At 72.4% G+C, this 21,800-nt stretch carries 22 protein-coding genes; 8 read left to right on the top strand and 14 right to left on the bottom strand.

Features of this window, described 5'->3' with window-relative positions:
- Positions 1 to 19 precede the first annotated feature (19 nt).
- The 7 genes from CFP66_RS19835 to CFP66_RS19805 all read right to left on the bottom strand — a co-directional run bounded on the left by CFP66_RS19835 (position 20) and on the right by CFP66_RS19805 (position 7,647).
- On the bottom strand, positions 20 to 2,521 hold the full coding sequence (locus tag CFP66_RS19835) for a glycoside hydrolase family 2 protein (protein ID WP_094926447.1): 2,502 nt from the start codon (positions 2,519 to 2,521) through the stop codon (positions 20 to 22).
- 122 nt (positions 2,522 to 2,643) lie between these two features.
- Positions 2,644 to 2,967 carry an adhesin gene (locus tag CFP66_RS19830; protein WP_094926445.1) on the bottom strand — a complete coding sequence of 108 codons (324 nt, stop codon included), beginning with the start codon at positions 2,965 to 2,967 and terminating at the stop codon, positions 2,644 to 2,646.
- A 48-nt stretch (positions 2,968 to 3,015) separates the two neighbouring features.
- Complete coding sequence (locus tag CFP66_RS19825; protein WP_094926443.1) at positions 3,016 to 3,843, bottom strand: aldo/keto reductase; 828 nt, start codon at positions 3,841 to 3,843, stop codon at positions 3,016 to 3,018.
- 74 nt (positions 3,844 to 3,917) lie between these two features.
- Positions 3,918 to 4,376 (bottom strand): FmdB family zinc ribbon protein, encoded by a 459-nt coding sequence (locus CFP66_RS19820; RefSeq protein ID WP_094926441.1) that lies wholly within the window; start codon positions 4,374 to 4,376, stop codon positions 3,918 to 3,920.
- Between the two features lie 3 nt (positions 4,377 to 4,379).
- Positions 4,380 to 5,669, bottom strand: coding sequence for a hydroxyacid-oxoacid transhydrogenase (locus CFP66_RS19815; protein ID WP_094926439.1), 1,290 nt, complete (start codon positions 5,667 to 5,669; stop codon positions 4,380 to 4,382).
- Entirely contained in the window at positions 5,666 to 6,436 is a 771-nt protein-coding gene (locus tag CFP66_RS19810; protein WP_233159561.1) for an N-acyl homoserine lactonase family protein, read from the bottom strand. Before CFP66_RS19810 ends, CFP66_RS19815 begins: the two co-directional genes overlap by 4 nt.
- Positions 6,437 to 6,564: 128 nt before the next feature.
- Positions 6,565 to 7,647, bottom strand: coding sequence for a TerD family protein (locus CFP66_RS19805; protein ID WP_094926433.1), 1,083 nt, complete (start codon positions 7,645 to 7,647; stop codon positions 6,565 to 6,567).
- 39 nt (positions 7,648 to 7,686) lie between these two features.
- On the opposite strand from CFP66_RS19805, the gene CFP66_RS19800 reads away from it, so the two are divergent.
- Entirely contained in the window at positions 7,687 to 7,893 is a 207-nt protein-coding gene (locus tag CFP66_RS19800) for a DUF4177 domain-containing protein (protein WP_094926430.1), read from the top strand.
- A gap of 490 nt (positions 7,894 to 8,383) precedes the next feature.
- Here CFP66_RS19800 and CFP66_RS19795 read toward each other — a convergent pair whose 3' ends face one another.
- Both CFP66_RS19795 and CFP66_RS19790 read right to left on the bottom strand, forming a co-directional pair.
- Entirely contained in the window at positions 8,384 to 8,581 is a 198-nt protein-coding gene (locus CFP66_RS19795) for a hypothetical protein (RefSeq protein WP_143517310.1), read from the bottom strand.
- Between the two features lie 376 nt (positions 8,582 to 8,957).
- Positions 8,958 to 9,839 (bottom strand): manganese catalase family protein, encoded by an 882-nt coding sequence (locus tag CFP66_RS19790; protein ID WP_094926424.1) that lies wholly within the window; start codon positions 9,837 to 9,839, stop codon positions 8,958 to 8,960.
- Between the two features lie 204 nt (positions 9,840 to 10,043).
- On the opposite strand from CFP66_RS19790, the gene CFP66_RS19785 reads away from it, so the two are divergent.
- From CFP66_RS19785 to CFP66_RS19765, 5 genes are all read left to right on the top strand, one after another.
- Positions 10,044 to 11,291: a PP2C family protein-serine/threonine phosphatase gene (locus CFP66_RS19785; RefSeq protein WP_094926422.1), complete on the top strand. Its 1,248-nt coding sequence runs from the start codon at positions 10,044 to 10,046 to the stop codon at positions 11,289 to 11,291.
- Between the two features lie 10 nt (positions 11,292 to 11,301).
- Positions 11,302 to 12,213 carry a 1,4-dihydroxy-2-naphthoyl-CoA synthase gene (locus tag CFP66_RS19780; protein ID WP_094926420.1) on the top strand — a complete coding sequence of 304 codons (912 nt, stop codon included), beginning with the start codon at positions 11,302 to 11,304 and terminating at the stop codon, positions 12,211 to 12,213.
- Positions 12,214 to 12,274: 61 nt separating this feature from the next.
- Positions 12,275 to 13,435, top strand: coding sequence for an o-succinylbenzoate--CoA ligase (gene menE / locus CFP66_RS19775; protein WP_094926418.1), 1,161 nt, complete (start codon positions 12,275 to 12,277; stop codon positions 13,433 to 13,435).
- Between the two features lie 114 nt (positions 13,436 to 13,549).
- Positions 13,550 to 14,770: a hypothetical protein gene (locus tag CFP66_RS19770; protein ID WP_143517309.1), complete on the top strand. Its 1,221-nt coding sequence runs from the start codon at positions 13,550 to 13,552 to the stop codon at positions 14,768 to 14,770.
- A 155-nt stretch (positions 14,771 to 14,925) separates the two neighbouring features.
- Positions 14,926 to 15,807 (top strand): 1,4-dihydroxy-2-naphthoate polyprenyltransferase, encoded by an 882-nt coding sequence (locus tag CFP66_RS19765; protein WP_094926414.1) that lies wholly within the window; start codon positions 14,926 to 14,928, stop codon positions 15,805 to 15,807.
- Here CFP66_RS19765 and CFP66_RS19760 read toward each other — a convergent pair.
- Complete coding sequence (locus CFP66_RS19760) at positions 15,763 to 16,161, bottom strand: DUF4229 domain-containing protein (protein WP_094926412.1); 399 nt, start codon at positions 16,159 to 16,161, stop codon at positions 15,763 to 15,765. The genes CFP66_RS19765 and CFP66_RS19760 overlap by 45 nt on opposite strands.
- A gap of 163 nt (positions 16,162 to 16,324) precedes the next feature.
- Here CFP66_RS19760 and CFP66_RS19755 point away from each other — a divergent pair, with 163 nt between their 5' ends.
- Together CFP66_RS19755 and CFP66_RS19750 are read left to right on the top strand one after the other, a co-directional pair.
- The gene (locus CFP66_RS19755; protein WP_094926410.1) at positions 16,325 to 16,549 is read left to right on the top strand and encodes a BldC family transcriptional regulator; all 225 of its coding nucleotides are present in this window, start codon (positions 16,325 to 16,327) and stop codon (positions 16,547 to 16,549) included.
- 85 nt (positions 16,550 to 16,634) lie between these two features.
- Positions 16,635 to 16,853 (top strand): hypothetical protein, encoded by a 219-nt coding sequence (locus CFP66_RS19750; RefSeq protein WP_094926408.1) that lies wholly within the window; start codon positions 16,635 to 16,637, stop codon positions 16,851 to 16,853.
- A gap of 18 nt (positions 16,854 to 16,871) precedes the next feature.
- Here the strand turns inward: CFP66_RS19750 and CFP66_RS19745 are convergent, their stop codons facing one another.
- The 4 genes from CFP66_RS19745 to CFP66_RS19730 form a co-directional block, all read right to left on the bottom strand.
- A complete protein-coding gene (locus CFP66_RS19745; protein WP_094926406.1) occupies positions 16,872 to 18,230 on the bottom strand; it encodes a MinD/ParA family protein in 1,359 nt (452 codons plus the stop codon).
- 116 nt (positions 18,231 to 18,346) lie between these two features.
- Positions 18,347 to 19,279 (bottom strand): c-type cytochrome biogenesis protein CcsB, encoded by a 933-nt coding sequence (gene ccsB / locus CFP66_RS19740; protein ID WP_198961559.1) that lies wholly within the window; start codon positions 19,277 to 19,279, stop codon positions 18,347 to 18,349.
- Positions 19,279 to 20,913, bottom strand: a complete 1,635-nt coding sequence (locus tag CFP66_RS19735) for a cytochrome c biogenesis protein ResB (RefSeq protein ID WP_094926402.1) — start codon at positions 20,911 to 20,913, stop codon at positions 19,279 to 19,281. Before CFP66_RS19735 ends, ccsB begins: the two co-directional genes overlap by 1 nt.
- Before the next feature lie 2 nt (positions 20,914 to 20,915).
- Positions 20,916 to 21,692 carry a cytochrome c biogenesis CcdA family protein gene (locus CFP66_RS19730; RefSeq protein WP_094926400.1) on the bottom strand — a complete coding sequence of 259 codons (777 nt, stop codon included), beginning with the start codon at positions 21,690 to 21,692 and terminating at the stop codon, positions 20,916 to 20,918.
- Positions 21,693 to 21,800 lie beyond the last annotated feature (108 nt).

The following is a 21,800-nucleotide window of genomic DNA, read 5'->3' as shown; positions in this document are numbered from 1 at the left end:
GCCCCGGACGGACTACTTGTCAGATGAGTGGACGAGTCAGGTCGTTCGCGGCGCGCAGCACCGGTCGGCACGCCAACGCCGCCACGTCCACATCAGCGCCCGTCACCGTGAAGACGTGGCTCCCGCCGGCGACGAGCGTGACCATGCCGGAGTCGACCCGCGCCGCGGCGTCGAGCCGGTCCGGGAACAGGCACAGGTCCTTGACCAGCGCCGTCGCTGTGACGCGCACGTCGCCGCCGTCGACCTCCACGGTGACGGCGTCGGCCGTGGGCACCAGCTCCAGCTCGGGGTCCTCCCGGAAGTACCAGAACGTGTCCGCGCCGACCTGGAGGAACTCCGCCGCAGGGTCGTCGGGGGTGGCGAGCGCGGTCGGCAGCGGCACCGTCACCGCGCTGCGGGCACCGACCGTGACGGGCAGCGTCTCGCTCGCGAGCACCGCGCTCCCGGTGCCGGTGCGCCGCCGGGCGACGGTGAGCTGCGCCGACCACTCCCGCGGCGAGTCGTTGTGCACCACGAGCACCGGCACCCCGTCGCGGGGCTGGACGGTGACGAGCGTGTCGGCGTAGACGCGGCGCAGCACGTACCAGAGCGGCTTGCGGATGCCGTGGCCGTCGACCGCCGCCCAGGAGATCACCGGCCAGTTGTCGTTGAGCTGCCAGACCACCGAGCCCGTGTTATGCGGGAACAGGCTGCGGAAGTGCTCGATGCCGAAGCCCACGGCGCGGGCCTGGTTGAGCTGCGTGGACCAATGCCACTCGTCGATGTCACGCCAGCGCGGCAGGTGCGCGCCGAGCCCGCGCTCCAGCTTGCCGTTGCCGTCGGCGGCCTTCTGGTGCACGAGCATCTGCGGGCCGTACGGGTCGAGCGGCTCGTCGTGCACCACGGACGTCAGCGTCGACCAGGCGGGCGGACCCTGGAACCCGAACTCGGCGGCGAAGCGGGGCTCGTGGTCGCGGTAGACGGCGTAGTCGACCTGGTTCCACACGTCCCAGAGGTGCATGGTTGCGCTGCGCGCGTCGTTCGGGTGCAGGAACGGGCTGAACGAGTACGGGCTGCCGGGCGAGTACGGCGTGCGCGGGTCGAGCTCGGCGACGATCCCCGGCAGCACGTCCATGTAGTAGCCCGCGCCCCAGGACCGGCCGGCGAGCGGACGGCGCCACCCCCACTCCGCGTAGCCCCAGATGTTCTCGTTGCAGCCGTTCCACAGTGCCAGGCTCGCGTGCTGCGACAGCCGCGTGACGGCCTCCCGCGCCTCCGCCTCGACCTCGCCGCGCAGCGGCTCCTCCTCGGCGTACGCGGCGCAGGCGAACAGGAAGTCCTGCCAGACCAGCACACCCAGCTCGTCGCAGGCGCGGTAGAAGTGCTCGCTCTCGTAGATCCCGCCGCCCCACACGCGCAGCAGGTTCATGCCCGCGTCGACGGCGTCGGTGACGCCGCGCCGGTAGGTCTCCGACGTGAGGCGGGTGACGAACGCGTCGTCGGGGATCCAGTTGGCGCCGCGGACGTACACCGGCTCGCCGTTGACCGCGATCGTGAACGGCTCGCCGTGCTCGTCGGGGGCGACGTCGAGCGTCACCGTGCGGAAACCGACGCGGCCGTCCCAGGTGTCCGCGACACCGCCTGCGCCGCTCACCTCCACGCCGACGGGGTAGAGCGGCTGCTCGCCGTGCCCGCGCGCCCACCACCGCCGCACGTCCTCGACAACGGCGGTGACCAGCACCGACGTCTGTCCGGCCGGGACGGTGGCGGTGGCGGTGGCCTCACCGATCTGCACGGTGACGGTGGCCGCCGCGGTGCCGGGAGCGTCGGTCCAGGCCAGCTCGACGTGCGCGTCCAGCACACCGCGCTCGCCGTCGACGCTCGCCAGGGGGCGCACCGAGGCGATGCGCACGTCGCTCCAGGACTCGATGCGGATCGGCTTCCAGACCCCGACGCCGGCGACGTCCGGGCCCCAGTCCCAGCCGTAGTTGCTCGCCATCTTGCGGATGGCGTTGTACGGGTGCTGGTTGACGTACGGCCGCGGCCCGATCTCCTGCGACAGCCGCTCCGCGGCGTCCACCGGGGCGGCGAACGCGATCACGAGCTCGTTCGTGCCGGCCTGCAGGACACCGGTGACGTCGAAGCGGTGCGTGCGGTGCTGGTTGGCGGTTCGGCCCAGCTCCGTGCCGTTGAGGGAGACGGTGGCGATCGTGTCGAGGCCCTCGGCGACCAGCTCCTGACGCGCCGCGCCGTCGGGCTTCCAGCCGAACTCGGCCCGGTAGGTCCAGTCGGTGCGCCCGATCCAGGCGAGCGCGCTCTCGTTGTCGCCGTCGAAGACGTCCGGGACGACGCCCGCGGCCATGAGGTCGGTGTGCACCTCACCCGGCACCGTCGCGGGCTGCGCGGACCGCAGCGCGGCGAGCTCGGCCGGAACGGGCCCGGCCCCGGCCTGCACGGCCCAGTCGACACCGCAGCCGCTGGTCAGCCCCACGTGCCGCAGTGAGTTGGAGGCCTCGTGGACGTTGCCGAGATCGTCGCGCATCACGGGGCGGACGCTACTCAACCGGTTCACCTCGAACAAGGAGCGGACACGACCGCGGGGCGGCCCCGCCGACCGAGTGGTGCCGGCGGGACCGCCCCGCGGGACGATCGTGGGTTTACGGGTCAGGCCTGCGGCTGCTCCGACTGCTCCGGCTGCTCCTGGACTCCGATGGCGAACCGCAGCTCCTGCTCGCCATCGGCACCGGCCACCGGCTGCACGTCGAGCACCTTGTCCTCCAGGACCTGCGCCACGACGGGCTCGAGGAAGACGCTCACCCCGTCGCCTGCCAGCACGACGTCGTCGGTGCCGGGCTGACCCGCGAGGGACAGCTCCAGTCCCTGCTCGGGGTCGGGGGCCGAGATGCGCAGCCCGCCTCCGTCGGGCAGCTCGGCATCAGTGGTCAGTGTCTTGATGGCTTCGGCCGCGACATCGGTGATTGCCAACATGCCGCGCCACGGTAGGCGTGCCCGGCGCGGCTCGCACGGTGGGGTGGGTCAGCCGAAGGTGTCCGGGTCGGGACCGAGCCGCGTGCCGTTGTCGAGCTCGTCGATCGTCGCGACGTCGTCGGCGCTGAGCTCGAAGTCGAACACCTCGATGTTCTCGCGGATCCGCGACGGCGTGACCGACTTCGGGAACACGATGTTGTCCAGCTGGATGTGCCAGCGCAGCACGATCTGCGCGGGGCTCTTCCCGTACTTCTCGGCGAGCGAGACGAGCCGCTCGTCCTGCAGCAGCTCACGGCCCTTGCCGATCGGGCTCCAGGCCTCGGTCGCGATGCCGTGCTCGCGGTGGTAGGCACGCAGCTGCTCCTGCGCCAGCAGCGGGTGCAGCTCGATCTGGTTCACGGCCGGCACGGTGCCCGTCTCGGCCGCCAGCCGCTCGAGGTGCGGCACCTGGAAGTTCGAGACGCCGATCGAGCGCGCCCTGCCGTCGGACGCGATCTTCTCGAAGGCGCGCCACGTCTCCACGTAGAGGTCGGCCTGCGGCCGCGGCCAGTGGATCAGGAAGAGGTCGACGTACTCGAGGCCCAGCTTCTCCAGGCTCTCGTCGAGCGCGGTGATGGCCTCGTCGTAGCCGTGCCGGGGGTTGTTGAGCTTGGTGGTGACGAACACCTCCTCGCGCGACAGCCCGGACTCCCGGACCGCCTGCCCGACGCCCTCCTCGTTGCCGTACCCCTGCGCGGTGTCGATGTGGCGGTAGCCGGCATCGAACGCCGCGCGCACGACCCCGGCCGTCTCGCTCGGCTCGATCTGGAAGACGCCGAACCCGAACTGCGGGATCTGCACGCCGTTGTTGAGACGGATGTTCGGTACCTGCGACATGGTGCCTGTCTACCCGGCGCGGAGGTGGTACTACCGGCGAGGTAGGTCACCCACCCGAGCGGCCGCGCGGGGGGTCAGGAAAGTGGCTTTCCTGAACTCTCGCCGGAGGCGGGGGGTGGGGGTAGGGGCTTGGGTGCATCGTGGCCGTGGCCATGGCCATGTCCGTGGCCCGTCGTCGCCCCGGGCATCGGGTCGCCCGCCCGCAGCGGTGCTCCGTGGAAGCGGCCCTCGTGCGCGATGATCGGCCGCTGGTCGCCCGCCAGCTCCGGGTGCTTCGCCTCCAGCCGCTGGCGCCGGTCCCACTGGCGCCGCAAGCCGGTGACGTACTCCCGGCTGCCCTCGTGCGTGCCGCGCCACGTCTGCGGCATCTGCTCCTTCGCCAGACCGGCGTTCGCCTGGCCCAGGAGGCTGGGGCCGGCCGGGATCTTCTGGCTGCTGCCGCCGCACGCCGGGCAGCCCGGCGCGGGTGCGTCGAGCGGGACGAGCCGCTCGAACCGCTCGCCGCACTCGCAGCGGTAGACGTAGATCGGCATCTGCTACCAGTTCTCGACGGACTTCGTGAGGATGTCGGCGATGTCGTCCTCTGTGGGGGTCCGCGGGCAGGTGGCGAGCAGCCGCTGCTGCTTCATCGTGCCGGGGACCAGGTCGGGCACGTCGGCCTCGGTGTAGCCGACACCGCCGATGCCGTTCGGGATCCCGATGTCGCGCATCAGCGAGACCAGCACCGACGGGAGCTGCTCGCGCGCGTCGTTGACCTTGTCCGCCCGCGGGTCGAGCATCGCCGCGGCCCTCAGGTGCCGGTCGGGGGCGCTGTCGAAGGAGAACCGGAACGCCTCCGGCGCCGTCAGCGACACGGACTGGCCGTGCGGCACCATCGGCTCCTCCTGCGGGTAGCCGACGGGCCGGTAGTCCTTCACCATCCCGGCGATCGGGTAGGCGTTGGCGTGCGGGATGTGCACGCCGGAGTTGCCGAAGCCCATGCCGGCGAACGTCGCGGCCATCATCATGTTCGACCGCGCCTCGACGTCGTCGGCGCCGCGGTGCACCGCGTCCCGGAACGACTGCGCGAGCAGCGCCATCGACTTCTCGCACCACAGGTCCGACACCGGGTTCGAGCCGCAGTAGGTGACCCGTTCCTCGGGCTTCTTGCGGTCGAAGGTGGTGTACCAGCGCGCCGTGTACGACTCGAGCGCGTGGCAGACGATGTCCATCCCGGACGCCGCCGTGACCTCGGGCGGCAGCGACATGGTCAGCAGCGGGTCGATCACCGCGAGGGTGGGCCGCAGCCGCCAGTGGCTGATCCCGGTCTTGACCTTCATCGACAGGATGTCCAGCACGCACATGGCCGTGGACTCCGAGCCGGTGCCGGCCGTGGTCGGGATGGCGACGAGCGGCTTGAGCTGCCCGGGCGGCGTCTTCGCGCCCCCGATCGGCTTGTTGATGTAGTCCATCAGCTCGCCGGGGTGGCTGGTGAGCAGGTTGATGGCCTTGGCCGTGTCGATCGCCGACCCGCCCCCGACCGCCACGAAGCCGTCCCACGGACCCTGGGCACGGGCGTACTCGGTGGCCTTGTTCATCGAGTCGTCGGTGGGCTCGACGTGGACGCCGTCGAAGATCTCCGCCTGGATGTCGTAGCGGCGCAGGTTGTCGGCGATGCGCTCGGGGATGCCGATGGCGTGGATGCCCGGGTCGGTGACGATCAGCACCCGCCGCACGCCATAGCCCGACATCTCGAAACCGACCTCGTCGGAGGCGCCCGCACCGAACTTCAGCGGCGGCGCGCCCCAGGTGAAGATGGTTTCCTCGGTGAGATCGACATCGGTCATGTGTAGGAGCCCTCCGGTGCGACCCGTAGCTGGTGGATCTGCTCGGCGTCGTGGCCGAACACCATCGTGGCGCCGGTCTGTTCCTGGATGCCGCGCAGCTTCTCCACCGAGGAGTAGAAGTCCTCGAGGTTGTTGACGATGGCGGCCGGAGTGGCGGGCGGCCCGTAGCTCTCGCCCATGTACACCGCGTCGGAGGTGAAGATCATCGTGCCCGAGTCGGGCAGGTCCACCTGCATCGACATGGTGCCGACGGTGTGGCCGGGCGTCTCGATCAGCCGCACGCCGGGGAGGAAGTCGGTGTCGCCGCTGACGGTCTCGAACGCGAGGCCCTCGTAGTCGGTCTTGAGGTGCGCGCCGGTGAACAGGCCCTCGAACCCGAACGCGAAGTCCTTCTCCCGCTGGTTGCAGACCAGCTTCGCGTTCGTGTCCTTGAACATCTGCGCGTTGCCCGCGTGGTCGAAGTGCAGGTGCGACAGGACGACGTAGTCGATCTCGTCGAGGCCCACGCCCATCTGGTGGAGCCGGGAGTCGAGGTACTCCTCCTCGCTCACGTGGTCGTAGGGGAAGAAGTCCTGCAGCCCCGTCGGGCCCCAGCGCTCCTCCCAGTCACGCGGGCAGCTCGTGTCCCACAGCAGCTTGCCCTCGTCGGTCTCCACCAGCACGCAGTGGCTGGGGACGTCGACCCAGGGCGCCGGGCCGTCCTTGTGGTTGCGGTCGGTGATCGAGCGTCCCGGCTTGAGCAACAGCCAGGTCAAGTCGGCCGTCATCGCTCCGCAGGGGATCACGCTCACCTTGTTCGCGGTCGCCATCATGATCCTCTCGACACTGAGGGAGGGATCTCCTGACGGTGGCACCCCGGGTCTGAACCGTCAAACTGTGCGCACTGATCGATGGATCAGGTGAGCCCGCGCACCACGTCCTCCGCCACGCCGAACATCGACCGGGCGCTGCGGCCGTCGTGGAACTCGCCGATCGCGGTCATCTCCCAGGCCGCGCCCGCCCGGCGCAGGACGCTCATCACCACTCCGGTGCGCGGCGCCGACTCGGTCAGGTCGAACCGGACGATCTCGGACCCGGACGCGAGGTCGACCAGCCGGCAGTACGCCCCCGCCACGGCCGTGAACTCCTGCCCTTGGAACGAGTTCACGACGAACACGATCGCCGCAATGCTGTCCGGCAGCCCTGCGAGGTCCACCGTGATCGTCTCGTCGTCACCCGCCCCGTGCCCGGTGAGGTTGTCGCCGGAGTGCTGCACCGTGGCGCCGAGGGCCTGTTTGCTCATGAACCAGACGGCGTCGGCCTTTCGCCCGTCGGTGCCGACGAGGATCGCCGAGGCGTCCAGGTCGACGCTTCGCCCGCGCGCCGCCGGGTCCCAGCCCAGACCCATCGCGACGCGGCGCAGCGCCGGGGCACCACCCTTGGTCAGGGAGACGGTCTGGCGCTTCTCGAGCGACACCCTGCCCTTGTCGAGGGTGACCTTCGACGTCTGCACGGGCGCCGGTTCGTCGTCGACGGTGATGCCGAAGTCGGTGGCGATGCCCGCCAGCCCGGAGGCGTACCCCTGCCCCACCGCGCGCACCTTCCACTGCCGGTCACGGCGGTAGACCTCCACGCACAGCAGCGCCGTCTCGGCACCGAGCCCGCCGGGCTCGAACACGGCCACCGGCTCGCCACCCACCGCGACGTCCAGGCGCAGCGCCCCGAGGGCGCCGAACGTGCCCGTGTCGAGGCTCGCGGTGACGACGACCTTCTCGACCTCCGGGTCCACGGCCGTGGGCTCGATGTCCACGCCGTCCGGGCGGTACCGGACACCGGGCGCCTCGGGCTGGTTGTAGAAGACGAAGTCGGCGTCGCCGCGCACCTTCCCCGACGACGCGACCAGCAGCGCGGAGACGTCCACCGTGGCACCGGCGGAGACGCGCACCGCGACCGGACCGGGCGGGAGCGGGGCGTTCGCGCCCTTCGCGAGGGTGTGCACCCCGCCGATACTGCCAGCGGATCATGGCAGCCTGGTCCCATGGCCAGATACGAGTACCGGGTCCTGCAGCTGCGCGAGAGCATGATCGGCGGGAAGCTCTCCGCCGACAAGCTGGAGAACCTGCTGAACGACGAGGCGCAGCAGGGCTGGCAGCTGAAGGCGATCACGTCCACCGAGGTGAAGGGCCGGATCGGCCCCGGCGGGGTGGACGGGCTGCTCGTGACGCTGGAGCGCCCCACCGCCTGACGACCTACGGCACGATCAGGTCCAGCAGCCCACCCGGTCTCATCGGCCGGTCGTCTTCCTGCGGATTCAGCCGCGGCTGCCTCGCGCCACCGCATGACCAGGGTTCGACGACGTCCTTCGTGCCCGCTCCACCGGCCCGTCGACCAGCCAGGTCGACGGGCCGCGGCGCCGACCTGGCTGGTCGGTCGCAGTCGAGCTCCGGTCAGTGGTTCGAGGGGCGGTGGACGCCAGGATCCAGCTCGTTCACCCGCCGACGACGGGCGCGCAGCATTCGATCTCCCAGGAGGAGACGACCACCGCCATGCGGATGCTTCCGTTCAGGCCGGGGTCGGGTCGAGGGTGACCGGGTGGGGTACAACCCACGAATACCGTGGTCGTCCGGGCGGCCGTTCCCGACTAGCCCAGGCCCGTTCTGGACGAGTCCGTCGCGGCCGGGTGCCCGCTCGACTGGCTGTGGTGCCGTTGTCGAACCCCTCCGAAGCGGCCTTGATCAGTAGACCAGGGACATGAGCTGCACCCCTGCGGCGCATGTCCCGATCCCGCCGATCATGACGCTGAACACGCCCCGAATCCCGACCACCCCACCGACGGGCAGGAGCAGGGGGACCCGGCCGACTGCGCCGAAGGCCAGGGCGGGTGCGAGGCAGTGGTCTCGAGCCGGGAACGGCGCGCCCATAGGAGATTTCACGGGCGCCATGATCAGCGAAAGTGGTGCCACAGCGACAGATCTGTCGCCCTCACACCACTCCTGGCGATCATGACGGCCAGCCGGCGCGCGAGAAGTACATGAGCGAGCCGGGAGGAGCCCAACATACGACTCGCATCCGCGCCGGGAACCGACGAGCGCGCCGCACGTCCGGACTGCGGCGCTGATCGTTGCGAGATCGAGCTGTTCGCCCTCGACAGGGCGCTGAGGTCGACCTCGGACCGATCACGCGCCGATGATCCTTCCGAGATCACGCTGATCGCCCCTCGAAGGGCGATCAGCTGGATCTCGGAACGATCTAGGTCGAGCACGCCTCCCGGTCAGCACCGGTCGACGAGAGGGCCGTTCGTCGGTGCCGTCACTCCTTGTGGAGCTTGTCCTGCGCGGTGCCGGCCGCCTTCTCCACCGGGTTCGGGACGTCGGTCGTGCCGTACATGCGCGCGTCGGGACGCGTGGGCGGGGGCATCGGCGCCGTCGTCGTCGGGCCCTCGTGATAGCTGAACTTGCCCTTGCCGTCGGGCGTCGGACCGGAGGCCCAGCTGCCCTCGGCCGCCGCCGCGCCGTCGCTGAAGTTCTGGTACTGGTAGGAGACCGCCTGGTGCTCCTTGGACAGCGGGAAGTTGCTCGGGGTCGGGAGCGTCTCGTAGCCCTCCTCCTGCAGCTCCCGGGCCGCGGCGATCCACTGGTTCTGGTGCATGTTGTCGCGGGCGAGCAGGAACGACAGCAGGTCGCGCACCCCGGCGTCGTCGGTCATGTGGTAGAGCCGCGCCACCTGGATCCGCCCCTGCATCTCCGCGTTGGCGTTGGACGTGAAGTCCGCCAACAGGTTGCCGCTGGCGGTGATGTAGGTGCCCTGCCACGGGTTGCCGTTGCTGTCGACGGGACGTGCACCCGCGCCTGCGACGATCGCGTGCTGCACGTCCGTGCCGCCCACGATCGCGGCCACCGTCGGGTCGTCCTGCACCGCGTCGCTCGTGATGCCCAGCGGCGCCTTCTCCAGCAGCTGGGCGATCATGGTGGCCAGCATCTCGACGTGCCCGATCTCCTCCGAGGCGATGCCGAACACCAGGTCGCGGTACTTGCCGGGCAGGTGCATGTTCCAGCCCTGGAACATGTACTGCATCGCCACGGTGATCTCGCCGTACTGCCCCCCGAGCACCTCCTGCAGCTTGCGGGCGTAAACGGCATCCGGCTTGTCCGGCGTGGACTTGAACTGCAGTTCCTGGCGGTGGAGGAACATCCGTACTCCTCTTGGGCTCGGCGATGTCGCTCGCGCGGGGTCACCGTCGCGCTGCTCCCGAAACCGGTCGTCCGGGAGCCTGTCCCCGGGAGGCCACGGGCGTCGAGGCGTGGACGTGGTGCTGCCGGGGTAGCCGGAACCGGAGATCCGGCCCACGAGCCGCGGAACGAGGAGGCGAACCCCGATGCGCCACCGCGCACTCCGGTGAGCGGGCTGGACGCGCAGTGGCAGCGGGCGCTCCTCGCGCTGCTGAAGCGCTCCCACCTGCTCACCGGCGATTCGATCGCGCCCACCCTCGACGAGGTCCTCGCCCCGCTGCAACTGCGCCCCGAGCTGCACCTCGTCGACCACGAGCAGCTCGAGCTCCGGCCGCTGCGTCCCGACGCAGGGGCCGCGGTCCGGGTCGATGACACGACGCCCGGCCGGGCGTACCAGCTGGGAGCGGTGCTGGGCGAGCACGACGGGGACGGCCACCGCGTGCTCTGGGTCCCGCTGGTCGACGGCGCCGAGCGGCTCGGGCTGCTCCGGGTGCGCCTCGCACCCGACGCCCCGGACCCCGACGCGCGGCTGCGGGCGCTGTGCGTCGTCTTCAGCGACACCGTCGCCCACATCCTCGTGTCGAAGCTCCAGCAGAGCGACCTGCTCGTCACGACGCGACGCCGGCAGCCGATGTCGGTGGCGGGGGAGCTGCTGTGGCAGCTGCTGCCGCCGCTGACCGTCGGCACCGACTCGCTGGCGCTCGCCGCCGTGCTCGAGCCCGCCTACGACGTCAGCGGCGATGCGTTCGACTACGCGGTCGGGGCCACGGATGCCTACTTCGCGATCTTCGACTCGTCCGGCCACGACCTGAGCGCGGGCCTCACCACCTCGGTCGCGCTCGCCGCCTCGCGCACGGCACGCCGCGAGAACCACGACCTCGCGGGCGTGGCCGGGCGCGTCGACGCCGCCCTCACCGAGCAGTTCAGCGACCACCGCTTCGTCACCGCCGTGCTGGCCCGGCTCGACGTCGACACGGGGCGGCTGCGCTACCTCGTCGCCGGGCACCCGGCCCCGGTGCTGGTCCGCGCCGGCCGGGCGGTGCGCACGCTGGAGGGCGCGCGGCGCATGCCGCTCGGGCGTCTCGCGTCGCTGGCACCGCAGACCACCGAACCGGCCGAGGAGTTCCTGGAGCCGGGCGACCTGGTGCTCCTCTACAGCGACGGCGTGGAGGAGGCCCGCGACGCCGACGGCGAGGAGTTCGGCCTCGACCGGCTGATCGCGCTCACCGAGCACGCGGCGGCCGGCGGCCTCCCCGCCCCGGAGACGCTGCGCAGGCTCGCCCACGCCGTGCGCGAGCACCGCGGCGCCGAACTGCGCGACGACGCCACGCTCGTGCTGGTGCAGTGGTCGGGCCGCGCAGCCGCGCGGCTGCTGCCGCGGCCGGCACCCCGCCCGGACGGTGCTCCCGCATAGGCTCGGTCCCGTGGACACCGCTGCCCCGTCGGAGTTGTTCGATCCCGCCGCGTGGCGGCCGGTCGACGGTTTCGACTTCGCCGACATCACCTACCACCGCGCCGTCGACACCGGAGCCGTGCGCATCGCGTTCGACCGGCCGGAGGTGCGCAACGCGTTCCGCCCCGGCACCGTCGACGAGCTGTACCGCGCGCTCGACCACGCCCGCCAGACCCCCGACGTCGGCTGCGTGCTGCTCACGGGCAACGGGCCGTCACCCAAGGACGGCGGCTGGGCGTTCTGCTCCGGCGGCGACCAGCGCATCCGGGGCCGCACCGGCTACCAGTACGCGTCGGGCGAGACCGCCGAGACGGTCGACCCGGCCCGCGCCGGCAGGCTGCACATCCTCGAGTGCCAGCGCCTCATCCGGTTCATGCCGAAGGTCGTGATCGCGGTGGTGCCGGGGTGGGCCGCGGGTGGCGGGCACTCGCTGCACGTCGTCTGCGACATGACGCTGGCCAGTGCCGAGCACGGCCGTTTCAAGCAGACCGACGCCGACGTCGGCTCCTTCGACGGCGGCTTCGGTTCGGCGTACCTCGCGCGGCAGGTGGGTCAGAAGGTCGCCCGCGAGATCTTCTTCCTCGGACGCGAGTACTCCGCGCAGGACGCGCACCGGATGGGCACGGTCAACGCGGTCGTCCCGCACGCCGATCTGGAGAAGGTCGCCCTCGAGTGGGCGAGGGAGGTCAACGGCAAGTCGCCCACGGCGCAGCGGATGCTCAAGTACGCCTTCAACCTGATCGACGACGGGCTGGTCGGGCAGCAGCTGTTCGCCGGCGAGGCCACGCGCCTGGCGTACATGACCGACGAGGCCGTCGAGGGCCGGGACGCGTTCCTGCAGAAGCGCGACCCCGACTGGGCGGCCTACCCGTGGCACTACTGACCCCGCCCGCGAGCCTGCGCCGCGGGTACACGGGTCTCGCGCTCCGCCACGAGGCCGTGCGATGAGTCGCCTGCGGGTGCTGCCCGTGGACGGCTCGCCCGCCGCAACCCGCGCGCTCGTCGCCGCCGTGGGTGCCGCCCTCGACGGCGGCCCGGCCGTGCTGCCGCTCGGGCCCGGCGACCCGGCCGCCACCGCCGAGCCCGGCCCCGCCGCGGCGCTCGTGATCGCCACCTCCGGCTCCACGGGCGACGCCAAGCACGTGGTGCTCTCCGCCGCCGCGCTGCGGGCGTCCGCGCTGGCCACCGCGGCACGGCTCGGCGGGTCCGCGCGCTGGCTGCTCGCGTTGCCGGCGCAGCACGTCGCGGGGGTGCAGGTGGTGGTCCGGTCCCTGCTCGCGGGTGCGCCGCCCGTCGTGCAGGACCTGCGCGCCGGGTTCCGGCCCGAGGATTTCGCCGCCGCGACGCGCAAGCTGGGCACCGGACGGTGCTGCACCAGCCTCGTGCCCACCCAGCTCGCCCGGATCCTCGACGCCGGTGGCGCCGCCCTCGACGCGCTGCGCGGCTACGACGCCGTGCTCGTCGGCGGGGCCGCGCTCGCCGCTGCGTTGCGCGAGCGCGCGCGTGACGCGGGCGTCGCGGTCGTCACGACGTACGGGATGAGCGAAACGGCAGGCGGCTGCGTCTACGACGGGAGCCCCCTCGACGGCGTGCGCGTCGCGCTGGACGCGGGAGGCCGCATCCGGCTCGGCGGTGCCACGCTCGCCGACGGCTACCTCGACGCCCCCGCGCTCACCGCAGCTGCCTTCGCCGACGGGTGGTTCCGCACGAGCGACCTCGGGCGCTGGCACGAGGGGCACCTCGAGGTGCTCGGCCGCGCCGACGACGTGATCGTCACAGGTGGGGAGAACGTCGCTCCCGCCGCGGTGGAGCGCGTGCTGGCGGCCCAGGCCGGGATCACCGCCGCGTGCGTGGTCGGGATCCCGGACCCCGAGTGGGGCCGGCTCGTGGCGGCCGTCGTCGTACCGGAGGGGGACGACCCGGCGCGCCCACTCGACCCCGCACTCGCCGAGCGACTCCGGGCCGCGGTCCGGGCGGAACTCGGCCGTGCGGCCGTGCCCCGGCTCCTGCGCGCCGTGCCCGCGATCCCGCTGCGGGGCATCGGGAAGCCCGACCGCACGGCTGCTGCCCAGATCCTCACTCGTCCACACCACCGTGACGGGTGACTTCGGACTACACCTCATCGGGGCGCTCACTCTGCGTTGATTGACCCCGCCCGTCTCATCCGTTGTGCTCCGTCCCGGACAGGTACTCCCGTCACAGGCGCACCAGGGGGACGCATGAGGTGGGCAACGGCGACCGCGGTGCTGGGCATCGCGGGCAGCCTCGCCCTCGGCACGGTCGGGCCCGCCGCGGCCGCCGATCCGCCGCCCTCGTGGCCCGCGGACCTTCCGGCCGGTGAGGCCGCGGGCATCGCATTCGACGGCACGGCGGCCCGCCTCGATCCGCGGACGGCGTTCCCCGCCGCGACCGAGGGGGGCGCCGACGAGCGGGCCGCGCCCGAGACGACGGTGCGCCCGACCGGCCTGCTGACGTTCCCCGCGCGCCGGCTGGAGCACGCCACGAACCGGGTCGTCGCGGCGGTCGACGCCGACGTCCCGCCCGGGGCGACCGCCACCGTCGACGTCCGGACCCGCCGCAGCAGCGGCGGCTGGACGGAGTGGGTACCCGCCGCGACGGACGGGACCGAGCGGGTGGTGGCCCTCCCCGTCGCCGGCACCGAGGTGCAGGGCCGGCTGGTACTCGCGGGCGACCCGGCCGCCGGGCCCGTCGTCCGCTCGGTGACCCTCACCGCCCATCCGGCTCCACCGGGCCACACCGAGGGTGAGGAGGCGGCGGAGGCGCTCTCCTACCGCGTGTTCGCCACGCGGGAAGGGCTCGTCGGCGGCACCACCGCGAACGGGCACGTCATCCGCCCGCGCGACCACTTCGCCGCGTTGCCCTCGCGCCGTGCGCTCTCCCCGCGCGGCAGCAGCGACTACACGGTGAAGGTGTGCGCGCGGACGGGGCGCTGCGCCTTCGCCCCGGTCTGGGACGTGGGGCCGTGGAACACCCGCGACGACTACTGGAACCCGCCCTCCCGGCGCCAGGAGTGGCGCGACCTGCCCCGAGGCGTGCCGCAGGCGCAGGCCGCGCACCAGGACGGGTACAACGGCGGGCGCGACCAGTACGGCCGGCGGGTGGCCAACCCGTCGGGCATCGACCTGGGCGACGGCCTGTTCTGGGACGCGCTGGGTCTGAAGGACAACGCCTGGGTCACCGTGGACTACCTGTGGACGGGCACCGAACGGCTGTCCCGGGTCGACGTGGACACCGATGTGCTCGCGGCCCCCGACGCGGCCGCCGAGGTCGTCGGGGTCGCCGTGGAGCACGCCGCCGTGCCCGTGACGTGCGTGCTGGAGGACGGCGACGACCGGTGGCTGCGCATCGGGACCGACCAGTACCTCGAGGCCTCGGCGGTCCCCGACCTGGAGCAGGCCGTGGCCTGCGGCAGGCCATGACACGCATCCGCGCCGCGACATGCGTGCATCGAGACCCCGACTCGCGGGAGGAACGCCCCCCTCCCCCCGCGAGTCGGGCTCTGGGTGCACGCGTGTCGCGGGCGGGCCACGAGACTCCCGGCGAGGCGGATACGGCCGCGGGATAACGTTCCTGCGTGGCCACGCTCGCGCAGTGGGTGGAGGGTGCTCGACCGCGCACCCTGCCGACCGCCCTCTCCCCCGTCATCGCCGGCACCGGAGCGGCGATGGGGCACGGTGTCATCGCCCCCGGACGCGCGGTGCTGGCGCTGCTCGTCGCCGTGTCGCTGATGATCGGCGTCAACTACGCCAACGACTACTCCGACGGCATCCGCGGCACCGACGACGAGCGGGTGGGGCCGCTGCGGCTGGTGGGCTCCCGCCTCGCCGCGCCGTCCACCGTGCGGGCCGCCGCGATCGCGAGCCTCGCGATCGCCGGGCTGGCGGGGCTGACGCTGGTCTCGCTCACGCAGCAGTGGTGGCTGATCGCGGTCGGGGCGCTCTGCATCGTCGCCGCCTGGTTCTACACCGGTGGCTCCCACCCCTACGGGTACCTCGGCCTGGGCGAGATCGCCGTCTTCGTGTTCTACGGGCTCGTCGGCGTGCTCGGCACCGTGTACACCCAGAGCGGGCCGCCGGGGGCGCTCGCCGTGGTCACCGCGGTCGGGGTGGGCATGCTCACCAGCGCCGTACTCGTGGCCAACAACCTGCGCGACATCCCCACCGACACCGCCGTGGGCAAGCGCACGCTGGCGGTCTTCCTCGGCGACCGCGACACCCGCCGCCTCTACGCCGGGATGATGCTGCTGCCGTTCCTGCTGTCGGCGGGCGCCGGGCTGCGCAGCTGGTCGATGCTGATCGCGCTGCTGGCCGTGCCGTTCGCCGTGGTGCCCGTCCGGGACGTCCTGCGCGGCGCCGAGGGCACCGACCTGATCCGCGTGCTGGCCCAGACCGGCGTGCTGCTGCTCGCCTGGTCAGTGCTGACCGCGGTCGGCCTCGCGGTCGGCCGGTTCGTCTGACGCGGCTCCGTCCGATGCGTCTGGGTGTTCGGTGTCTGGGTGTTCGGTGTCTGCGTGTTCGGCGCCCGCGGGGACGTCCCCGCGCAGCCGCGCCCGCAGCGCCTCCCGCTCCTGCGCACGCCGCTCGCGCGCGACGTGCAGCGCACCGTCCAGGCGGCTGCGCAGCCCGCGGAACAGCACCATCGACAGCGGTAGAGCGACGATCAGCGCCACGAGCAGCGCGATGAGCATCGGCACTCCCGCCAGCAGCAGCAGCGCCGCCACCACGGCGACCAGCGCCACGCGGGCGCCCGTGTAGAGCCCGACGGTGGCAGCCAGCCCCGGCTGCCCGGTGGTCGGAGTGCGCGAGGACATGCCCCGAGGGTACGACCGTGGCCGACGCCCCGGTCGCGGGAGTGCGATGCCCGCGTGTCCGGTTCGTCCTTTAAGAGCCCTTTACCTCCGGACAACCGTTCGAGTACCCGGGGTCCGAGGTGTCACGATGACCCGGAAACATCCTCGCTCTGGGAGGTCATGCATGTCGACCACGGTCCACGCCGGCAGCACCGAACGACTGCTCACTCCCGGTGAGGTGGCCGCGCTCTTCCGGGTCGACCCGAAGACCGTCACGCGCTGGGCCTCCGCCGGGCGGATCGGCTCGATCCGCACCCCGGGCGGCCACCGGCGCTTCCGCGAGTCCGAGGTGCGCAGCATGCTGGCCGACCTCACGAGCGAGGCCACCCTGCCGCCCGCCCGTCCCTGAGTCGCCTCCGCTCACAGCACCGGGCCGGACTTCACCCCGACGCCGCACGTCCTCGGCTAACCTCGACGTCGGAGGTGGTTCGACAATGCTTTTCCTCATCGCATTCGTCGGCGCCGCGATCATCGCTCTGGTGCTGTGGAAGGCGATGAACTCCGGCGCCGTCGAGTTCCCGCAGCCACAGCGGCAACGGCCGGTGGTCCGCCCGGGCCGGCCGGCCCGGGTCAGCGGCCCCGACGACGATCCCGACTTCTTGCGTCAACTCGACGAGAAGGTCCGCAGGCGCGACGAGCCGCCCGGCTCCTGAGGGCGGTGCCCGCCACCCTCAGGCGGGCACACCCTCGAACGCGTCGGCCACGGAGGCCGCCAGTTCCAGCAGCGCCAAGCGCGTGTGGGGTTCGAGGCGGTCGAGGTCGACCTCCGCCCCCTCCTCGAGGTGTGCGTCGAACGGCACACGCACCACGGTGCGACACCGTGCCGCGAAGTGCTCGCCCACCTTGGCGAGGTCCACGCCGCCCGCCGAGCGGTGCACGCAGTTGATCACCGCGACGGCGTTCCGCACCAGGTCACCGTGGCCGTGCGCGTCGAGCCAGTCCATGGTTCCCGACGCGCTGCGCGCCCCGTCGATCGAACCGGACGACACGATGATCAGCTGATCCGCGAGCCCGAGCACCCCGTACATCGCCGAGTGCATGAGGCCGGTACCGCAGTCGGTGAGCACGATGTTGTAGAAGTGCTCCAGCAGGGTGACCGTGCGTCGGTAGTCGTCCTCGCTGAACGCCTCCGACACCGCCGGGTCCTGCTCGCTCGCGAGGACCTCCAGCCGCGACGTGCCCTGGGAGGTGTAGGCCCGTACGTCGGTGTAGCGGCGCACGCGTTGCGCGTCGCGCAGCAGGTTGCGCACGGTGGCACTGGTCTCGAGCGGGATCTTCTGGCTCAACGTGCCCCGGTCGGGGTTCGCGTCCACCGCCACCACGCGGTCGCCGCGCAGGGACGCGAACGTGGCACCCAGCGTGGCCGTGACCGTGGTCTTGCCGACGCCGCCCTTGAGGCTCAAGATCGCGATCTTGTGGCAGCCGATCAGCGGCTGGTTGACGCGGGCGGTGAGCTCCCGCTTGCGCACGTCGGCAGGGCTCTCGCCCGGGTTGATCATCCGCCTCGACGCCACGTAGACGAACCGGCGCCACCCGGACTGCGGCGGGCGCCGGCTGGGACGCAGCACGCGCGCCGTGGCCAGGTCGGTGGGTCGCTGCCCCGAATCCTCGGCACGGGCATGGGCACCGCGCGCATGCGCACTGCGGGCGCGCTGAGCCTCCTGCGCGGCGACAGCGCCGGGGTCGGTCCAGCGGGCGGTACCGCGCGGAGGGGTGCGCGGCTCAGCCGCCGTTGGTTCGTCGGCCGCCGGTTCCTCGCCCGCCGTCCGCCCCGCCGCCGGCAGAGCGCCCCCGTTGTCGCCGACCTGCCCGGCCGGCACGGGGCGGGCAAGCGACGGCTCGAGGTCGCGTGCCGCCGCGGCGGGCCGTACGGACTCGAGGTCCGGCTGCCGCCGCGGCGCGGGCGGATCGGCTGGGGCGACCTGCGCGGCGGCGGCCCCCGCAGGGGATGCACCCCACCGTTCACGCACGTAGCGGCCCACCGAGCCGTCCGGGTAGTCCTGCTCGTTCCCGGATTCACGCTCTGTCATCAATGCATCCCGCCGAACCCGTTGAGTCGACCGTTGAACCCCCACACGGACGCCGACGGTAGTCGGATGTGTGCCCGCGGTCGAGGCGCGGTCGGGTGGCACCACGTCACGCGGTGTCAGCCCACCCCGGCGTACGAGTGCAGACCGGCGACGACCATGTTGATGAAGAACAGGTTGAAGAGAATCGTAGCGAAGCCGGCCACGTTGACCCACGCCGCCCGACCGGTGCGCCAGCCCGCCGTCGCCCTGGCGTGGAGGTACGCCGCGTAGATCACCCAGGAGACGAACGCGACGGTCTCTTTCGGGTCCCACCCCCAGAAGCGTCCCCAGGCGGCTTCCGCCCAGATCGCCCCGGTGATGATCGCGAACGTGAACAGCGGGAACGCGACGATCGTGACGCGGTAGGCGAGCCGGTCGAGCGCGTCGGCGGTGGGCAGCTTCTCGGTGGCCTTCGGCAGCGCGTCGGTGAGACGCAGCAGGTACAGCAGGCTCGCGACGCCCGCCACGAGCAGCAGGCCCGAGGAGATGCTGATCGTGCTGACGTGGATGCTCATCCAGTAGGAACGCAGCGGCGGCACCACGGGCCCGGCGGGCGCGTAGAGCACCGAGTCGGCCAGCAGCATCAGGACCATCACCAGCAGCAGCACGAACGGCCCGGCCGGGCGCGACGCCGGTGCGCGGCGGAGTACGACCAACCAGGTGACGACCGCGGCGAGGCAGATCGCCGAGAGGAACTCGTACATGTTGCCCAGGGGCCACCGCTCGGCGGCCATGCCACGGGTCACGATCGACGCGGTGTGCAGCAGCGCGCCCAGCACGACCAGCGCCACGCCCATCCGGCCGAACCGCTCGGCCCGGCTTCGGCGAGGCGCCTGCGCAGCGTCCGGGGTCGTGTCGGTCCCGGTCTCCGGGCCACCCGCGCCCACCAGCACGGACGTCTTCGCCCGGCCGGCTGCGAACTCCACAGCGTGCAGGACCATCGCGAACGCGTAGATCGCGGCGGCCGCCACGAAGAGGCGGTCGCTGTAGAGGGCGAGTTCCGCGAGCATCAGCTCTCCTCGGATCGTGCGGTGATCGGTTCGTCGAGCAGGTCCGCGCGCATGCGGTCGAACTCCTCGCCGTAGCCGGCCCGGTCCGTGCGGGCCAACCCGCCGAGTTCCACGGCCGTGCGGTCGCCGTCATCGGTCGGGGTGAGCCGCACCCAGAACCGGCGCCTGCGGATCGTCAGCGACAGCCCGAGCCCCGCGAGCAGGAGCACGGCGAAGACCAGCACGGCCTGCTGCCCCGGGTCGTAGCTGACCTGCAGGTAGGCCCAGTCCTCCACGCTGTCGAAGCGCACCACGGTGCCGTCGTCCAGCGTGAGCGACTGCCCCGGTACGAGGTTGGCGCGGGCCACCTGCTGGAGCTCGCCCGACTCGACCATCTTCTGGTCGACCTGGAAGATCGACTGACCGCGGCCGTCGTCGAGGCCGAGGTCGCCGCGCAGCACGTCGACGGCGACCTCGGGGGCGAGCAACCCGGGGAACACCGACGTGACGACCTTGCCACCGGAGCTCGTAGGGGCGAACAGCCCGGTGATCGCGAGCTGGGACTCCCGGCGCTGCGCCTCGTCGGTGACACCGGGCGGCTCGAACTTCGTGGCGCCCTCGGACAGCATCGTGGCCTGGTCGACCGGTCGCCACTGGATCCCGCCGGTGCGCTGCTGCCCGTCGGGGAACGTGACGGTGAACTGCGGCGCGTACCCGTGGCCGAGCAGGTAGACCCGGTGGCCGTCGAGCCGCAGCGGGTGGTTGACCTCCAGCTCGTGGGTCCGCCACTCGTCGAAGCGGCCCGCCTCGACGTCCTCGGCGCTCTGGTAGGAGAGCGTGCCGTGGAACCGCTCGGCCTGCCCGCTCGGCTGGAACTCGGCCTCGAAGTCGTCGAGCCGGATGCAGAACGGGGTGAGGCCGGTGCCGTCGACGTTCAGACCGGCGCGGAACGAGTCGTAGCCGAGGATGCCGGTGTTGCAGAACTGGCCGCCCCCGGACATGACGATGACCTGGCCCTCGTAGCCGACGAGCTTGCCGGCGCCGAAGCCGACCAGCAGGCCGATGAGGCTCAGGTGGAACAGCAGGTTGCCGGCCTCGCGCAGGTAGCCCTTCTCCGCGGAGATCGTGCGTCCCGCCCCGTCGGACCGCTCGACCCGGCGCCACCCGCGCAGCCGGGCCCGCACGCGCTCGGTGGCCTCGTCGAGGCCTGCGTCGAGCGTGGCCGCGCCGTGGTGCGGCATCCGGGCCAGGTTGCGCGGCGTGGCGACCGGCTCGGCGCGCAGCACCACGGCGTGCTCGAGGGTCCGCGGGAGGACGCAGCCGACCAGCGAGACCATCAGCAGCAGGTAGATCGCGGCGAACCACGGCGCGGCGAAGACGTCGAAGAACCCGAGGCGGTCGAGCGTGGGCGCGAGCCAGGGGTAGTCGGCGAAGTACTGGTCGACGAGCTGCTGGTTGAGCGAGCGCTGCGGCAGCAGGGCGCCGGGAAGCGCAGCGAGCGCGAGCAGGAACAGCAGCACGAGCGCCGTGCGCATCGAGGTGAGCCCGCGCCAGCCGTTGCGCACCACAGCCCACACCGCCGCGAGTCGGCGCCCAGACCCCCGCGAGTCGGGGTCCTGCTGCGCGGGTGTCGCGGTATCGGTGGGCGCGGCCATCGCTACAGCACCGGGACGAAGCCGGCGACGGACACCTGCATCCGGGCGAGCAGGGCACCCCATGCCCCGGTGAGGAGCAGGACCCCGACGGCCACCATGAGCACCCCGCCGATGATCTGGATCGTGCGGGTGTGACGGCGCAGCCATCCCAGCGCACGGACGGCGCGCGCGGCGCCCAGCGCGATCAGCACGAACGGCAGCCCGAGCCCGGCGCAGTAGGCCAGCGTGAGCACGACGCCGCGCAGCGAGCCGCCACCGGTGCCCGCGGCCACCGCCACGACGCCCGCGAGCGTCGGGCCGATGCACGGCACCCACCCCAGGCCGAACACCGCACCCAGCAGCGGCGCGCCCCAGACGCCGGCGCGCGGCACCCAGTGCACGCGCCGCTCGCGTTGCAACAGCGGGACCAGCCCGACGAACGCCAGCCCCATCACGATCATGACGACGCCGCCTGCCCGCTGCAGCACGGCCTCGTTGGTGACGAGCACGTCGGACAGCCAGACGACGCCGGTGAGGATCGCGCCGAAGACCACGGTGAAACCGGCCACGAACAGGACGGCCGCCCCGGCCACCCGCCACTTCCCCGTGCGCCGCTCCCCTGCCTGCGCGAGCGTGGCGGGCGGGGCGTCGGCACCGACGAGACCCGCCAGGTAGGCGAGGTAGCCGGGCACGAGCGGGACCACGCACGGCGACGCGAAGCTCACGGCGCCCGCCAGCACGGCCACGGCGGCCGCGACCAGCAGCGGGCCGGAGACGGCGAGCGCGGTCGAGGGGTCCATCGCTCATGAGAGTAGGCCGCGTGCTATCAGGCCCTCGCACCGGGTTCTACAACGTGTAGTCGATCGCCCGCCACCGCGATGACCTCGCGACACACGTACATCTGGCGC

The organism is Pseudonocardia sp. MH-G8 (assembly GCF_002262885.1).
GTDB lineage: Bacteria > Actinomycetota > Actinomycetes > Mycobacteriales > Pseudonocardiaceae > Pseudonocardia.
The sequence above is the reverse complement of the archived record's forward strand: the minus strand, read 5'-3'. Positions and strand labels throughout refer to the sequence as shown.

Bases quoted from the DNA above. Each gene is read 5' to 3' on its own strand.
- CFP66_RS19835 (WP_094926447.1), bottom strand. From the start codon at position 2,521: ATGCGCGACGATCTCGGCAACGTCCACGAGGCCTCCAACTCACTGCGG.
- CFP66_RS19830 (WP_094926445.1), bottom strand. From the start codon at position 2,967: ATGTTGGCAATCACCGATGTCGCGGCCGAAGCCATCAAGACACTGACC.
- CFP66_RS19825 (WP_094926443.1), bottom strand. From the start codon at position 3,843: ATGTCGCAGGTACCGAACATCCGTCTCAACAACGGCGTGCAGATCCCG.
- CFP66_RS19820 (WP_094926441.1), bottom strand. From the start codon at position 4,376: ATGCCGATCTACGTCTACCGCTGCGAGTGCGGCGAGCGGTTCGAGCGG.
- CFP66_RS19815 (WP_094926439.1), bottom strand. From the start codon at position 5,669: ATGACCGATGTCGATCTCACCGAGGAAACCATCTTCACCTGGGGCGCG.
- CFP66_RS19810 (WP_233159561.1), bottom strand. From the start codon at position 6,436: ATGACGGCCGACTTGACCTGGCTGTTGCTCAAGCCGGGACGCTCGATC.
- CFP66_RS19800 (WP_094926430.1), top strand. From the start codon at position 7,687: ATGGCCAGATACGAGTACCGGGTCCTGCAGCTGCGCGAGAGCATGATC.
- CFP66_RS19790 (WP_094926424.1), bottom strand. From the start codon at position 9,839: ATGTTCCTCCACCGCCAGGAACTGCAGTTCAAGTCCACGCCGGACAAG.
- menE (WP_094926418.1), top strand. From the start codon at position 12,275: ATGAGTCGCCTGCGGGTGCTGCCCGTGGACGGCTCGCCCGCCGCAACC.
- CFP66_RS19770 (WP_143517309.1), top strand. From the start codon at position 13,550: ATGAGGTGGGCAACGGCGACCGCGGTGCTGGGCATCGCGGGCAGCCTC.
- CFP66_RS19760 (WP_094926412.1), bottom strand. From the start codon at position 16,161: ATGTCCTCGCGCACTCCGACCACCGGGCAGCCGGGGCTGGCTGCCACC.
- CFP66_RS19755 (WP_094926410.1), top strand. From the start codon at position 16,325: ATGTCGACCACGGTCCACGCCGGCAGCACCGAACGACTGCTCACTCCC.
- CFP66_RS19750 (WP_094926408.1), top strand. From the start codon at position 16,635: ATGCTTTTCCTCATCGCATTCGTCGGCGCCGCGATCATCGCTCTGGTG.
- CFP66_RS19745 (WP_094926406.1), bottom strand. From the start codon at position 18,230: ATGACAGAGCGTGAATCCGGGAACGAGCAGGACTACCCGGACGGCTCG.
- ccsB (WP_198961559.1), bottom strand. From the start codon at position 19,279: ATGCTCGCGGAACTCGCCCTCTACAGCGACCGCCTCTTCGTGGCGGCC.
- CFP66_RS19735 (WP_094926402.1), bottom strand. From the start codon at position 20,913: ATGGCCGCGCCCACCGATACCGCGACACCCGCGCAGCAGGACCCCGAC.
- CFP66_RS19730 (WP_094926400.1), bottom strand. From the start codon at position 21,692: ATGGACCCCTCGACCGCGCTCGCCGTCTCCGGCCCGCTGCTGGTCGCG.